The sequence below is a fragment of the Yersinia proxima genome (genome assembly GCF_902170785.1).
Lineage (GTDB): Bacteria > Pseudomonadota > Gammaproteobacteria > Enterobacterales > Enterobacteriaceae > Yersinia > Yersinia proxima.
In genome coordinates this window covers 273,068-287,271 of record NZ_CABHYG010000004.1, presented here as the reverse complement: position 1 = coordinate 287,271, position 14,204 = coordinate 273,068, and the positions used below count along the sequence as shown (strand labels likewise).

Below are 14,204 nucleotides of genomic sequence, written 5' to 3'. Positions count from 1 at the left end.
ATGAGGGCGATAATAATATTGCCCTCAGTTATTTAACCTAAAGACTAAGCCCCAGCCGGAACTGCATGAGCGGTATTTTTCAGCACTGGCCCGGTGTACTTTTCAATTTCAAGCTGTGCCATCTGCCCACAGTTACCTTGCGCCAAACTGGAAGAGCCGATATCGAAAGTCAGGCAATTAATATTACCGTTCTTACAAATTGAACCCGGTACAGACGGATCGGCGGGATCAAACCATGCCCCTTCGCTTATCCGTACCACGCCTGGCCGCACATCTTCCGTTACCACGGCACCGACCAAAATCTGCCCGCGATCATTAAATGCCCGCACTAAATCGCCGTTCACAATCTGACGTGCGCTGGCATCTTGTGGGCTTATCAGAATGGCTTCGCGATCCGCTACCGCGTACTTTTCGCGCAGTGGGGTGTTATCCAATTGCGAATGCAGGCGGTTGATTGGGTGCGCAGTGTTCAGCGACAGCGGATATTTTTTCGCTTCGGCTCCGCGATACCATTCATGAGGAGGCATCCAGGTTGGGATCCCCTGACAATCGGCATACTCCATTTTGGCGATGGTATCGGAATAGATTTCAATTTTACCCGATGGCGTGCCAAGTGGGTTGAGTAATGGATTCTCACGATAATCGGCAAAACGCACCCACTGCTTGTTGGCCTCGGGAATGGGGAAGCGAATATAGTTATTTGACTCCCAAAACATATCGAAAGGCGGTAGGGCGACACGTGCTGTACGGGCCTGTGACTTCATATCGTCATACATTGATTTCAGCCACTGAGTTTCATCTTTACCCTCGGTAAAGGCATCAATGACCCCCAGGCGAGTGGCCATAGCAGCGAAAATATCAAAATCACTGCGGGCTTCATGTTGTGGCGGGACGCACTGATGCATCGGGAAAACATAAAGCTGCGAATAGTCGCCGCCCATTTCCAAATCATTGCGTTCATAACTGGTAGTGGCCGGTAACACGATATCAGCATGTTTAGCGGTGGCAGTCCAGTAGGGTTCGTTAACCACGATGGTTTCAGGGTGTTGCCAGGCTTTCACCAAATTATTAGTATCCTGATGCTGATGGAAGGTATTTCCGCCAGCCACATAAACCATTTTGACATCGGGATAGGTCACTTTGGTGCCATTGAAATCAATAGTTTTCCCCGGATTGGCCAGACACTCGGCAATGCGCGCCACCGGAATCGGTGATGGCGAGTTCTTCGGCGCATTCCCGGCAGAAATCCCCGGTAAAATACCGCCTTTCGCCGTTGGACTACCACCGGAAGAGTAGTGGTAGCTGAAACCAAAGCCGCCACCCGGCAAACCAATTTGGCCGAGCATCGAGGCAACCGTCACCAGCAGCCAGTGTTGTTGCTCACCGTGGTGCTGGCGCTGAATTCCCCAGCCGCCCATGATCATGGTGCGCTGCTTCGCCATATCGCGTGCCAGTTGGCGTATCACGTCAGCATCGACACCACTGATATCTGCCGCCCATTCTGCGGTCTTCGGCTGGCCGTCGGTTTCCCCGAGCAAATAGGCCTGGAATTTATCGAAGCCAATGGTATAGGTTTTGATAAAGTCCGGATTGTGCAGCTTTTCCGTCAACAAGGTATGGGCAATCCCAATGAGCATCGCGCTGTCGGTATAAGGGCGCGGGGCAATCCATTGGGCATTAGTGAATTTGGCGCTGTCATTATGAACCGGGTCAATGCTAATGACTTTGGTGCCTTTCTTCTTCAGCGCTTCAAAGCCAGTTTGGCCAACGTGATCCGGAACGTTCCAACTGTTTTTCAGTGTGATCATTGGGTTACAACCCCATAGAATCACCAGTTCGCTATTATCCACTACGTTAGGCCAGGCCGTTTGTTGTTCGTAGACCTCCATTGACCCCATGACATGAGTCATGATCACTTGTGCCGCACCGGTTGAATAGTCACCGGCATAACCGAGGAACCCGCCATTCAGGTTCATTAAGCGTTGCAGCAAAGTGCGGCTGTTGTGCAGCATGCCGACACTTTTCCAGCCATAAGAACCGGCATACAGCGCTTGTGGGCCGTGGTCTTTCTGTACCCGCACGATTTCGTTACACACCAGCTCTGTGGCTTTGTCCCAACTGACGCGCACCCATTCATCGCGACCACGGAGTTCGGTATGGCTGCCGGGACCACCTTCCAACCAGCTTTTGCGCACCATCGGGTATTTGATACGGTTCTCAGCATGCACTTGATAAGGTGCCATAGTGATCAGGTCATTCGGCCACGGATCATCTTTGACCGGCTGCACGCCAACCATACGCCCATTTTCGACGATAGCCTCAAAGGCTCCCCAATGCGCGCCGGTCAGAATGCCTTTCTGCGCCTGACGCAGTGCCAGAAACTGCGGTAATGCCTGACTGATCGCTTGCGCCAACGCTGATTTTGGCCACAGGCCACCTATCAGAGGCAATGCGGCCAACGCACTGGTGCCCAATAAGAAGCGACGGCGGCTCATTTGCAAGGGTTGTTGTTCGTATTTAGTCATTTTCGCCTCTTATTTACAGCTTGGCCGGCATATCACTGGCATGCTTTTGTACATATTGTGTCATCACGCGTAACTGTTCCTGAGTCAGGGACGTGCGTGGTGCCATGCCTTTGATTACCCCAATCCATTGGTTCGCATTGAAGCGGTCGAGCGCGGTTAAACCGTGGCAGCCAGTGCAGTTAGCCGACATCATATCAGCGGCATAACGCCAGATTTTCTGTTGATCATCAACCAGTTGTTTCTTCGGTAACCACACCTGAAGCGCAACCTGATGCCAAACCAAATTAGTTTCCGGATCAGTTTGGGTATTTAATGTTTTCAGCGTTTTTTGCGCATCTTCGCCCAATAACACACTCAAAATGCGCTTCCCTTGAGCGGCATAGAACACTTCTGCCACGCCATCTTGCTGCCAGCCTTTCACATCCACCAACACCTGGTCACCTTGCTGTTTCACCACTTCAACTTCAGTCGATGGCATCAGGTTACCGGCGTTATGGCTATCACCTGCGTTCATAAAGAACGGCTCAGTGGCGATGGTATACAGGGTGGTGGCGGTTGCTGGTGTTTGTGCTGCTGCGGTGGCCAATTCGGCGGCACCGGCCTGAGTCACTTCACTCATGTCGGGCAGGATATGGGCCACACCTTTATGGCAATCAATACAGGTTTCACCCTTGTTGATGGCGACAGGGTGCTGAATTCGTGCTTCAGCACTTTGCCCGGTGATATCCATTGCATCAAAGCTGTGGCACGAGCGGCAGGTTGCTGAGTCGTTTTCTTTCAGCGTTTTCCACACCGATTGGGCCATAGCGAGTTTATGAGCTTCATATTTCTCTGGTGTATTAATGGTGCCAACCATTTCACCGTAAATATCTTTCACTGCGCGGATTTTGGTCCACAGATAATCCAGCGGCTCATGAGGCACGTGGCAGTCAGCACATTCAGCGCGGATACCTTTGGTGTTTTGGAAGTGGACGCTACCTTGATATTCAGCCAGTGGCTGCTGCATGGTATGGCAGGAGACGCAGAACGCGGTATCACTGGTTTTATGGAAGACAGTGGCAGTTCCTGCGAGGAGTGCGGCACCGATAATAATGCCGATCAGCAGAATCCATAACCATCCCCACCGGCGCCTTTTCACGAAGCCAGTTTGTTTGTTGCTCATAATTGCACCCACTGTTATTACCTGTCATCTTTCAAACTGCAGGTGTGTTGGCTGCATTCACTCACCCGAATCACTTACAGATGTAAGCTCATCGGGATTTATTCACTGGCCGCCTTCCTGCACCTTGAAATCTATTGGGTAAATTAATTATTGGTAAAACGGACGAATCAAATGCATGACTGGATAAAATGCCAGATAATCTGCCAACAGAGTCATATCTACCAGTGATAAGTCTTTCCCATGAAATAAGTGGGTCTATTGTAGGGAGGTTTTCTGTTGATGACTAACTCTATAGGGTTATTTAGCAATATTAGTTCAAATTGCTGAATATAAATGTGATGAATGGATAAATTTTAGTGAGATGACACATATAACCAGCTGATATTGCTGGTTATATATTGGGTTATATAGCGCTATTTTTTAGTCGTAGGGGAAATAAAACTGCTGATTCAACCATAAATCGATAGCATGGCGGCTGGCCTCAAAATGAGGTTCGGGTAATTCACGTGGATTACACCACACCCATTGCTGACATTTATCCGGTTCTTTCAGCTCAGGTTGCCCTCCGGGGTGTTGCGTCAGCAAACAAACCGAAACTGTATGTTTGCCTTCCTGACGCCAGGTCGCCAGGTTATTGCACAAACCAATAACTTTCATCTCATTGATATCTAAACCTGTTTCTTCAAATATCTCCCGCTGCGCTGCTTGTTCAAAAGACTCGCCGACCTCCATGTGGCCACCAGGAATTGACCAGTAAGGTGCATGCTGACTGCTGCGTTTGCCAAGCAGTATCTCACCTTGTTGATTGACAATAATAACGCCAACACCGACAACAACAGACATCGTTTAGCTCCTTTGATATGAGTATCAGCAACTGTCAGCAAATGGGACTATTTCGCGGCTGACAGAAACCTGTTAAAGACGAAAATGTGCGGAATGTCAAAAATCCATCAAGAATACAAGCAGAAAACTTGCATATATTCTGAGTCGGAAACACACTCCTTGAAACGTTTCAGCGTTATCTCGTCACCAGATGATAAAGGGTAACGCTCCTTTTCCGCATTAAAGCTGAAACGATTCAATTTCAGCAAGAGAGGAGACATAATGTTCCAGTTATCGACGAAAGATATCCATCTGGCTGCACAAGCAGACAGCAAAAACGAGGCCATCACCCAGGTGGCTGCCGCTCTGACTCAAGCTGGCAATGTTGCCGCCGGTTATCTTGACGGGATGTTAGCCCGCGAGCAGCAAACCTCGACCTATTTGGGTAATGGCATCGCCATTCCACATGGTACCACCGATACCCGTGACCTGGTGCTGAACACTGGCGTTCAGGTTTTCCAATTCCCGCAGGGTATTGCGTGGGGCGAAGATCAAACCGCCTACATTGTTATTGGCATTGCAGCACGCTCCGATGAACACCTGGCATTACTGCGCCAATTGACACATGTATTAAGTGATGACGCCGTTGCTGCGCAATTGGCAAAAACCACCTCAGCTGAAGAACTGCGTAGTTTGCTGATGGGTGAGAAGAAAGCCGCTGAATTCCATTTTGACACTTCACTTATCGCCCTTGATGTCGCGGCTGACAATTTGATCACGCTGCAAGCGCTGAATGCGGGCCGTTTACAGCAAATCGGCGCTGTTGATGCGCACTTTGTCAGTGATGTGATTACTCGCGAGCCGTTGAATCTGGGGCAGGGGATTTGGTTGAGTGACAGCACCGCAGGTAATTTGGTCAGTGCTGCGACGATCAGTCGCCCGGCAACAGCGTTTGAACATAATGGGGAGAAAGTTGCCCTATTGCTGACCCTGTCTGTGGCTGATGACCAGCCGTTCTCGGTGCTGAACTATCTCAGTGATTTGTTGCTGGCGAAAAAAGCTGAACTATTGCTGAACGCTGATGCTGCCGCATTGCTGGCTTTGCTGACCAGTGAATATGTTGAACAAAATGAAGTATTAAGCGCTGAGTTTGTTATTCGTAACGAGCATGGGTTACATGCGCGCCCAGGGACGATTTTAGTCAATACAATCAAACAGTTTACCAGTGAAATCACCGTGACTAATCTGGACGGCACCGGTAAACCCGCTAATGGACGTAGTCTAATGAAAGTTGTGGCTTTAGGGGTTAAAAAAGGGAATCGCCTGCGCTTTACCGCCAGCGGTGAAGATGCGCAAGCCGCACTGGATGCCATTGGTGAAGCTATCGCCGCCGGTCTGGGCGAGGGGGCAGCATGAGCAGAAGAGTCGCCACTATCACATTGAACCCGGCTTATGATCTGGTGGGTTTTTGCCCTGAGATTGAGCGCGGTGAAGTGAATCTGGTAAAAACCGCCGGCTTACATGCAGCAGGCAAAGGGATTAATGTTGCCAAGGTACTGAAAGACTTAGGTATTGATGTCACTGTCGGCGGTTTCCTCGGCAAAGATAACCAGGATGGCTTCCAGCTTTTATTTAGCGAATTGGGTATCGCCAACCGTTTTCAGGTAGTGCCGGGGCGTACCCGCATAAACGTTAAACTGACCGAAAAAGATGGCGAAGTCACTGACTTTAACTTCTCCGGTTTTGAAGTCACCAAACCGGATTGGGATCGTTTTGTAAACGACTCATTGAGCTGGTTGGGGCAGTTCGACATGGTAGCGGTCAGTGGCAGCTTGCCAGCGGGAGTGAATCCCGATGACTTTACCGACTGGATGAAGCGCCTGCGCTCCCAGTGCCCATGCATAATTTTCGACAGCAGCCGCGAAGCCTTGGTTGCAGGTCTGAAAGCCTCACCTTGGTTGGTGAAACCCAATCGTCGTGAACTGGAAATTTGGGCTGGTCGTCCGTTACCTGAATTGGGTGACGTGGTTGAAGCCGCACACGCACTGCGCGACCAGGGGATTGCTCATGTGGTGATTTCTCTCGGGGCTGAAGGTGCGCTGTGGGTTAATGCCTCGGGAGCCTGGTTGGCAAAACCGCCTGCCTGTGACGTGGTCAGCACCGTTGGTGCCGGTGACTCAATGGTGGGTGGCCTAATTTATGGATTGTTAATGCGCGAGTCCAGCGAGCATACCTTGCGTCTGGCAACCGCAGTCGCTGCTTTGGCCGTCAGCCAGAGCAATGTGGGTATTACGGATCGCCCACAACTGGCAGCCATGATGGCGAAAGTGGACCTGAAACCCTTTAATTGATCTCCGGAGGCGAAATGAAAACGCTACTAATAATAGACAGTTCGCTCGGGCAGGCCAGAGGCCACCTTGCGTCACTGATGTTGGGTGCTGCGGCGGCAAAAGCAGGACTGAGCTGGGTTGAGAAGGCGGCAGATGCAGAACTGGTGATTGTGGCTGGGCAAGCAATCCCGGCTGACAGTGCGCTGAACGGCAAAAACGTGTATCTCGGTGATGTGGAAAAAGCGGTGCGTGATCCTGAAGGCTTTCTGGCCCAGGCTATCACACAGGCCAAACCTTATCAGGCTGCGGTTGCAGCCGCGCCAGTCGCCGCATCAACGACTGGCCCGAAACGTATTGTGGCGATTACTGCCTGCCCAACGGGTGTAGCTCATACCTTTATGGCTGCTGAAGCCATTGAAAGTGAAGCGAAAAAACGTGGCTGGTGGGTAAAAGTTGAAACGCGCGGTTCTGTCGGTGCAGGCAATGCTATTACACCGGAAGAAGTGGCTGCGGCCGACTTGGTGATTGTGGCGGCTGACATTGAAGTGGATTTAGATAAGTTTGCCGGCAAACCTATGTACCGCACCACGACTGGCCTGGCGCTGAAGAAGACCGCGCAGGAGCTGGACAAAGCACTGGTGGAAGCGGAGGTTTATCAGCCAAAAACTGGCAGCAGCACTGGGGTGAAGAAAGCAGAAACCGGCGGCCCGTATCGTCATCTGCTGACCGGTGTCTCTTACATGTTGCCAATGGTGGTTGCGGGTGGCCTGTGTATCGCGCTCTCGTTTGTGTTCGGTATTAAGGCCTTTGAAGTGAAAGGCACACTGGCTGCGGCCTTGATGCAAATTGGCGGTGGTTCTGCCTTCGCCCTGATGGTGCCGGTATTGGCCGGTTTTATCGCCTTCTCCATCGCTGATCGTCCGGGTCTGACGCCGGGTCTGATTGGCGGTATGTTGGCGGTGAGTACTGGTGCGGGCTTCCTTGGCGGTATCATTGCTGGTTTCCTGGCCGGTTATGTTGCCAAAGCTATCAGTACCAAACTGCGCTTGCCACAGAGTATGGAAGCACTCAAACCGATATTGATCATCCCGCTAGTCGCTAGCTTGATTGTTGGTTTGGTGATGATTTATGTGGTCGGTACACCGGTTGCTAAAATCATGACTGGCCTGACTAACTGGCTGCAATCTATGGGTACAGCGAACGCGGTACTGCTGGGTGCTATCCTCGGTGCGATGATGTGTACCGATATGGGCGGGCCAGTGAACAAAGCGGCTTACGCCTTTGGGGTGGCGCTGTTGAGTTCTTCAGTTTATGCACCGATGGCAGCCATCATGGCGGCGGGTATGGTTCCACCGCTGGCGATGGGCCTGGCAACACTGCTGGCGCGGCATAAATTCGACAAAGGTGAGCAGGAAGGGGGCAAAGCAGCGCTGGTTCTGGGCTTGTGCTTTATCTCTGAAGGGGCAATTCCGTTTGCGGCCCGTGACCCAATGCGTGTCTTGCCGTGCTGTATCGCGGGTGGCGCATTGACCGGTGCTCTGTCGATGGCCTTCGGCGCACAACTGATGGCACCACATGGTGGCTTGTTCGTGCTGTTGATCCCAGGAGCCATCCATCCAGTGCTGTTATATCTGGTGGCGATTATTGCTGGTACTGTCCTGGCCGGTGGCCTGTACGCGATGTTGAAACGCCCTGATGCAGTTGTGGCAAAAGTGGCATAAGTATTATTAGCCACAGATAAAAATGATTAATCAGTGCCAGTCAGTTAACGCTGACTGGCATTTTTTATGCTTTCTATCATTATTACAATGGGTTAATAAAGAAGAGTTAGCTACACGCTGCATTATTAATGGATAATAATGATGGCGAAAAATTAAACTTTGTTTAGGCTTTGTTTAAGTTCTCTGCGTAAAATCGCGATCCAATAATCATCTGGTTAGTCATTCAGTAACTGCAAGATTAAAAGTGAAAAGGAGGGTGGGGTGAGTAGCCCTGTTGTTTTAGATAAATTAAAAAATGTGCTTATGATTAATAATGAAGCACATGCTTTATCAAAGAATGAAGTGCTGCTACTGGAGTTTCTCTATTTACGTGCTGGTGCAGTGATTCCCCGTGATGAATTAATCAGTAGCTGCTGGCCTGACCGGGTGGTTTCTGCGGTTTCACTGCCGGTGGCGATAAAACATATCCGTGATGTATTACGTAAAGCTACCTCAAATGAGGTCATAAAAACCCATAAAAGTGTCGGTTACAGTTTTCAGAAAGATAGTCTTGAATTGGTTATATGCAGCCCGGTATATGAGCAACCAGCAAATAACCTGGCATTAAATCACGTTGCCGCTGATGAGAATATTGATGACAAACCTCAGCCACAACTATCGACCAAAGTGCGTCAAAAGTCTTGCCATAATTATGCTGGCTACTTTATGGCTGTCGCTGTTGTTATTGCAATGACACTTTTTATTAGCGGTGAGGAAGATATTGTTTCTTTTACTGATAGTAATACCAATAACACTATTATCACTAATGCGCCACCGGTATTAGTTCATACTGCCACGGCATTACCTAAGGCTAAAAATAGCCTGATATTTAAAGACGATTTTGGTTCAGTTATTGTTTGTAATAAATCGGAATGTAAATTGCAATGAAAATCAAAACATGGGTTCTCATCACCGTTACCTCGATTATTACATTATTATTAATCTACAGTTACAAGCACTTATGCTATTACGCTGAAGTCAAATATGGCCCCAACACTGAACATATAGATGTCAGAGTGAGCGGGCTAAAGTTTGAGGTTCTGCACTATATTCTTGATAAAGATTCGCATTTGATTCTGTCAGAAGAGATGTCTGGTGTGAGCCTAAGAAAACCCTGGGGTGGATTTGTATTCTTCCCATTGCACTCATATCAATCGGCGCCCAGTGGGCAACCGAAAGGATCGCTAAAGTCATTAGGGGCACCTTTATCAGTTTGTATTTATGAAGTCGATAACCAGAAAAAGAATATTGTCAGTTTCTTTCATGGGGATCGCGGGTTTATTGAAATCAATGGTGAAACTATTCACTTGTCTTCGCTATTGTTAGGCTTGCAAGGTAAGCATATTCATGCGTCTTATCGTAGCCTGAGTGAATAACAGTATTACTTTAGAAACCCCCTTTAATAATCTCCCGTATAAAAGATAAAAAAGCAGGGTATCTCGCTGAGCTATCGTGCTTTTTTATGCGCCACTATTTATTAAAGATTAATAATCTATTAATAATTTAATCTTTCAAAAAAAACTTGCCAGTATATGCCTCGTCGGTGATGGCACCGTTTGTATTATAGATTAGGTGACGTTACCGAACCGATATTCATTATCGTTTATCGTTTATCGTTTATCGTTATTCATCTTCATACATCAATGTGAGGTTGTTCTATAAAATGAATATGAAAAAATTTGTTAAAAAACCACTGGCAATTGCTGTATTAATGTTGGCTTTTGGTGGGATAGTTAATATGGCACATGCAAGTTCTGTCATACAAAGCCAAGATGTTTCTGCATCGAAAGAAGTTAAACAAGGTGGGGCTTTTAAAGTTGAATTTACCGCCAGCTCTGATGAGATTGTTTCAGGCAGGCAGGCAGAAGATGTAGCAGTATTTATTTTGAAAGTATCAGACTCAGCAGAGCATAGTGGTTGGCGATTAATACCAACTGGCTCATCTAAAGGTGGGTATATGTATGATGACTCTGGTAATAGCGTTGAATTGCATGGTGCCCATTGGTCGTGGGTGGGTGTAGATAATAACTGGTATAAAAATGACTCCGGAAATGATGAACTAGAGGAGCACCTTTATTTAGCTAAAGATGAGATGGTTCCACCAGGAACATATCATTTCACAGGTCGCGTTGAAGAATATCTATAATTAGTTAAGCAGAGAATATGGCGGTTTATTATCGTCATATTCTCTATTTTATTGTCTTATGAAAATATACTTAATGAGGTGTAAATGAAACGTAATATTAACAAGGCTATTTTTCTAATATTATCATTCTTAGCTTTTCTATCTTGTGGTCATGCTAAGGAGCCTAACCTGCATACCATTCAACATAAATTTTCAGTAAAAGTGGGTGAAACACGTGCTATCTACCCATTATCTTCAGTGAAAGGGATTTCATTGTCTATGGTGAATCCGCAAGATTATCCGATTTTAGTGCAAACGCAGATTAAGGATGAAGATAAACACTCATCAGCCCCTTTTGTGGTGACACCGCCACTATTTCGCCTGGATGCGGGTATGCAAGGGCGAGTACGCGTAATTCGCACTGGCGGCAACTTCCCCCAGGATCGTGAAAGTTTGCAATGGCTATGTCTCACTGGTGTGCCACCCAAAGAGGGTGATATGTGGGATAATAGCCACCATGATAACAAGAAGGAAACGCAAGATGTTAATCTGGATATCAGGTTGTCTATCAGCACTTGCATGAAATTGTTGGTCAGACCGGATCAACTTAAACAAAAACCCGAAGATGTTGCTGGGGAATTAATTTGGCAGCGTAATGGGAAACAGTTGCAGGTTAATAACCCGACACCATTTTATATCAGTTTTAAATCAATTAATTTGGGAGGTAAAGATATCAATTTATCTTCTGCTGGTGAGAATACCTATGTGGCACCTTTTGGTGAAAGGAGTTATGCACTACCGGTGGATATGGCCGGATCTCCCGTGGAACTTAATTGGAAAATAATTAATGATTTGGGCGGCGAGAGCCAGGTATTTAAAGCCAATGTTTAAAGAAAATATTTAAAGCTATTACTGTTATCTGATATTTCCCCTGTACTTTTATGGGGTGAGGTGATGTTTTTTTTAAAAAATTTGGTGGTTAAACTTATTGCATTTTTGGCGATATGCTTGGTGTTCCCGGTGTGGGCCAGTCGTTATACCTTTGACCCTACATTATTAGCAGATAATAATATCAATACTAATACCAACACGGATCTTTCTTTATTTGAACAAGGAGGGCAATTACCGGGCACTTATCTGGTGGATATATTCTTAGGTGATGAAAAGGTGGATTCCACTAATGTGACATTTCATTCAGTAAAATCACCGGCTGGAGAATATTCGTTGCAATCGTGTTTAACTAAAGAGCAATTATCCCGCTATGGCGTGGATGTGGATAATTACCCTGATTTATTGCCGCCAGAAAAAAATATTCAGCAGGATGAGCAAGCAAGCCAATGTATTAATTTGGCGGCGATTCCACAGGCCAGTGAAGAGTTTGAGTTTTATGCTATGCGGCTGGTGCTGAATATTCCGCAAGTAGCATTACGGCCTAAAGATGAAATACCTGTTGAGCGTTGGGATGACGGTATTACTGCTTTTTTGCTGAATTATATGGCCAATAGCAGTACCACAACCTATCGCCAAACCGGTGAGCAGCAAAGCTCGCACTATGTTCAGTTGTATCCCGGCTTCAATATCGGGGCATGGCGTATTCGTAATGCTACCAGTTGGAATCAATCGGGTAATAGTGCGGGTAAATGGCAAAGTAGCTATATCTATGCCACACGCGGGCTTTATCGCTTAAAGAGTCGTATCACATTAGGGCAAAGTTATACTCCCGGTGACTTTTTCGATAGCGTGCCCTTTAGTGGTGTGATGTTGGGTGATGATGACAATATGTTGCCGAGCAGCCAGCGCGATTTTATGCCAGTGGTGCGCGGCATTGCCCGCAGTCAGGCGCGGGTTGAAGTGCGGCAAAATGGCTATCTGATCTACAGCACCGTGGTATCTCCGGGGCCGTTTGAGTTAACTGATATACCAAGCCATTCTGGCAGTGACCTGCATGTGACGGTGCTGGAAAGTAATGGCACAACGCAGGAATTTACTGTGCCTTACAATGTTCCGGCAATTGCGCTGCGTAAAGGACATTTGCGCTACAACCTGATGGCGGGGCGCTATCGCCCGGCTAATGTAGATGTGGAAACCACACCTATTGCTCAGGCCACGGTGGCTTATGGTTTGCCGTGGAATCTGACTGTCTTTGCCGGTCAGCAGTGGTCGCCGCATTATCAGGCGACCTCTGCCGGGCTTGGGGTGATGCTGGGGGATTATGGTGCGTTATCATCCAGTATTACCCAGGCGACCAGCGAATACCGCCAACAGTCTCCAGTGAAAGGGCAGGCGTGGGAGGTTCGCTATAACAAAACCTTGCAAGCCTCGGATACCTCGTTTTCATTGGTGAATAGTCAATACAGCACCGCTGATTTCAGTACGCTATCCGAGGTGTTGCAGAGTTACCGGCGCAATGATAACAGCCGCAATGGTTGGCATTCGCCGCATTTGCGTAATCAAACGGCGGTGACGATTGGCCAGTCGTTAGGCCAGTTTGGCTATCTGAACCTGAATTGGTCACGGCGGGGTTATCGGGATGCCCCGGCAAGCAGTTCCTGGGGCGTGCAGTATAGCTTCAATACCGGCAACCTTTATTGGTCACTGGATTGGACACAAAATCAATATCGCGGTAGCCATGATCGCCTGTTGAGTCTGTCGGTGAGTATGCCGTTGGGGCGCGATCACAATACTTATGCGGCTTATCGTATGACCTCATCCGATGAGAGCAGGGATCATGAATTGAGTCTGTACGGCCATGCTTTTGATAATCGGTTGAACTGGAATGTGCGCCAGACAGAGCATTATGCTCAATCTCACTCTGGTGAGAATAGCGGCTCACTGGGTCTGAATTGGCATGGTAACTACGGCGATATTGGCGGGGATTATTACTATAATCCGAATATGCGCCAGATCAGTGCCAATGTCTCAGGCGGGGCAGTTATCCACCGGCATGGGCTGACACTCGGGCCGCAGATCAATGGCACCGCCGCACTGATTGAAGTGCCGGGGGTTAGCGGAGTAGCTACCAGCGAAGACCATCGGCTGAAAACGGATTTTCGTGGTTACAGTATTGTGCCAAGTCTCTTCCCTTATCAGGAGCATGATATCTCGCTGGAAACCACTGATTTACCACCGGATGCCGAGGTGACAAACACCGATGCCAAGGTGTTGCCGACTGAAGGAGCGATAGTGCGCGCCAGCTTTAGCCCACAAATTGGCGCACGGGCGCTGATGACCATTAAACGAGCTAATGGCGAGACCATTCCGTTTGGCGCGATGGCAAGTTTGGTTAATCAGCCCGCTAATGCGGCGATTGTCGACGAAGGCGGGAAAGCCTATCTGAGTGGCTTGCCGGAAACCGGGCAGTTGTTGGTGCAGTGGGGCAAAGATGCCAGTCAGCAGTGCCGGGTTGATTACCAGCTTGCGACGGCGAAAAAAGGCGATGCCGGGCTGTATATGCTCAGTGGCGTGTGTCATTAAGCGGGA

The 14,204-nt window shown here is 48.3% G+C and carries 11 protein-coding genes; 8 read left to right on the top strand and 3 right to left on the bottom strand.

Going from position 1 to position 14,204, the window contains the following annotated elements; genetic code table 11:
* Nucleotides 1-44 precede the first annotated feature (44 nt).
* The 3 genes from torA to FTB31_RS03275 form a co-directional block, all read right to left on the bottom strand.
* Nucleotides 45-2,525 (bottom strand): trimethylamine-N-oxide reductase TorA, encoded by a 2,481-nt coding sequence (gene torA / locus FTB31_RS03285; RefSeq protein ID WP_050077864.1) that lies wholly within the window; start codon nucleotides 2,523-2,525, stop codon nucleotides 45-47.
* A gap of 13 nt (nucleotides 2,526-2,538) precedes the next feature.
* Nucleotides 2,539-3,687, bottom strand: coding sequence for a NapC/NirT family cytochrome c (locus FTB31_RS03280; protein ID WP_227731095.1), 1,149 nt, complete (start codon nucleotides 3,685-3,687; stop codon nucleotides 2,539-2,541).
* Between the two features lie 420 nt (nucleotides 3,688-4,107).
* Nucleotides 4,108-4,530, bottom strand: a complete 423-nt coding sequence (locus tag FTB31_RS03275; RefSeq protein ID WP_050077862.1) for a nucleotide triphosphate diphosphatase NUDT15 — start codon at nucleotides 4,528-4,530, stop codon at nucleotides 4,108-4,110.
* A gap of 261 nt (nucleotides 4,531-4,791) precedes the next feature.
* On the opposite strand from FTB31_RS03275, the gene fruB reads away from it, so the two are divergent.
* The 8 genes from fruB to myfC all read left to right on the top strand — a co-directional run bounded on the left by fruB (nucleotide 4,792) and on the right by myfC (nucleotide 14,198).
* A complete protein-coding gene (gene fruB / locus FTB31_RS03270) occupies nucleotides 4,792-5,925 on the top strand; it encodes a fused PTS fructose transporter subunit IIA/HPr protein (RefSeq protein ID WP_050077860.1) in 1,134 nt (377 codons plus the stop codon).
* Nucleotides 5,922-6,860, top strand: a complete 939-nt coding sequence (fruK, locus tag FTB31_RS03265; protein ID WP_013650126.1) for a 1-phosphofructokinase — start codon at nucleotides 5,922-5,924, stop codon at nucleotides 6,858-6,860. The genes fruB and fruK overlap by 4 nt, the downstream gene beginning before the upstream one ends.
* 14 nt (nucleotides 6,861-6,874) lie before the next feature.
* A complete protein-coding gene (gene fruA, locus FTB31_RS03260; protein ID WP_050077857.1) occupies nucleotides 6,875-8,560 on the top strand; it encodes a PTS fructose transporter subunit IIBC in 1,686 nt (561 codons plus the stop codon).
* A 261-nt stretch (nucleotides 8,561-8,821) separates the two neighbouring features.
* Nucleotides 8,822-9,487 (top strand): winged helix-turn-helix domain-containing protein, encoded by a 666-nt coding sequence (locus FTB31_RS03255; protein WP_227731094.1) that lies wholly within the window; start codon nucleotides 8,822-8,824, stop codon nucleotides 9,485-9,487.
* Nucleotides 9,484-9,975: a fimbrial polyadhesin regulatory protein MyfF gene (gene myfF, locus FTB31_RS03250; protein ID WP_227731093.1), complete on the top strand. Its 492-nt coding sequence runs from the start codon at nucleotides 9,484-9,486 to the stop codon at nucleotides 9,973-9,975. Before FTB31_RS03255 ends, myfF begins: the two co-directional genes overlap by 4 nt.
* Before the next feature lie 287 nt (nucleotides 9,976-10,262).
* Nucleotides 10,263-10,745 (top strand): MyfA/PsaA family fimbrial adhesin, encoded by a 483-nt coding sequence (locus FTB31_RS03245; protein ID WP_077173870.1) that lies wholly within the window; start codon nucleotides 10,263-10,265, stop codon nucleotides 10,743-10,745.
* An 84-nt stretch (nucleotides 10,746-10,829) separates the two neighbouring features.
* Complete coding sequence (locus FTB31_RS03240) at nucleotides 10,830-11,615, top strand: fimbria/pilus periplasmic chaperone (RefSeq protein ID WP_227731092.1); 786 nt, start codon at nucleotides 10,830-10,832, stop codon at nucleotides 11,613-11,615.
* 111 nt (nucleotides 11,616-11,726) lie between these two features.
* Nucleotides 11,727-14,198, top strand: a complete 2,472-nt coding sequence (gene myfC, locus FTB31_RS03235; protein WP_227731229.1) for a fimbrial polyadhesin usher MyfC — start codon at nucleotides 11,727-11,729, stop codon at nucleotides 14,196-14,198.
* The last annotated feature ends 6 nt before the right edge of the window (nucleotides 14,199-14,204 follow it).

What these genes read in the sequence shown, in the direction of transcription:
- torA (WP_050077864.1), bottom strand. Translation starts at nt 2,525, where the DNA reads ATGACTAAATACGAACAACAACCCTTGCAAATGAGCCGCCGTCGCTTC.
- FTB31_RS03280 (WP_227731095.1), bottom strand. Translation starts at nt 3,687, where the DNA reads ATGAGCAACAAACAAACTGGCTTCGTGAAAAGGCGCCGGTGGGGATGG.
- FTB31_RS03275 (WP_050077862.1), bottom strand. Translation starts at nt 4,530, where the DNA reads ATGTCTGTTGTTGTCGGTGTTGGCGTTATTATTGTCAATCAACAAGGT.
- fruB (WP_050077860.1), top strand. Translation starts at nt 4,792, where the DNA reads ATGTTCCAGTTATCGACGAAAGATATCCATCTGGCTGCACAAGCAGAC.
- fruK (WP_013650126.1), top strand. Translation starts at nt 5,922, where the DNA reads ATGAGCAGAAGAGTCGCCACTATCACATTGAACCCGGCTTATGATCTG.
- fruA (WP_050077857.1), top strand. Translation starts at nt 6,875, where the DNA reads ATGAAAACGCTACTAATAATAGACAGTTCGCTCGGGCAGGCCAGAGGC.
- myfF (WP_227731093.1), top strand. Translation starts at nt 9,484, where the DNA reads ATGAAAATCAAAACATGGGTTCTCATCACCGTTACCTCGATTATTACA.
- FTB31_RS03245 (WP_077173870.1), top strand. Translation starts at nt 10,263, where the DNA reads ATGAATATGAAAAAATTTGTTAAAAAACCACTGGCAATTGCTGTATTA.
- FTB31_RS03240 (WP_227731092.1), top strand. Translation starts at nt 10,830, where the DNA reads ATGAAACGTAATATTAACAAGGCTATTTTTCTAATATTATCATTCTTA.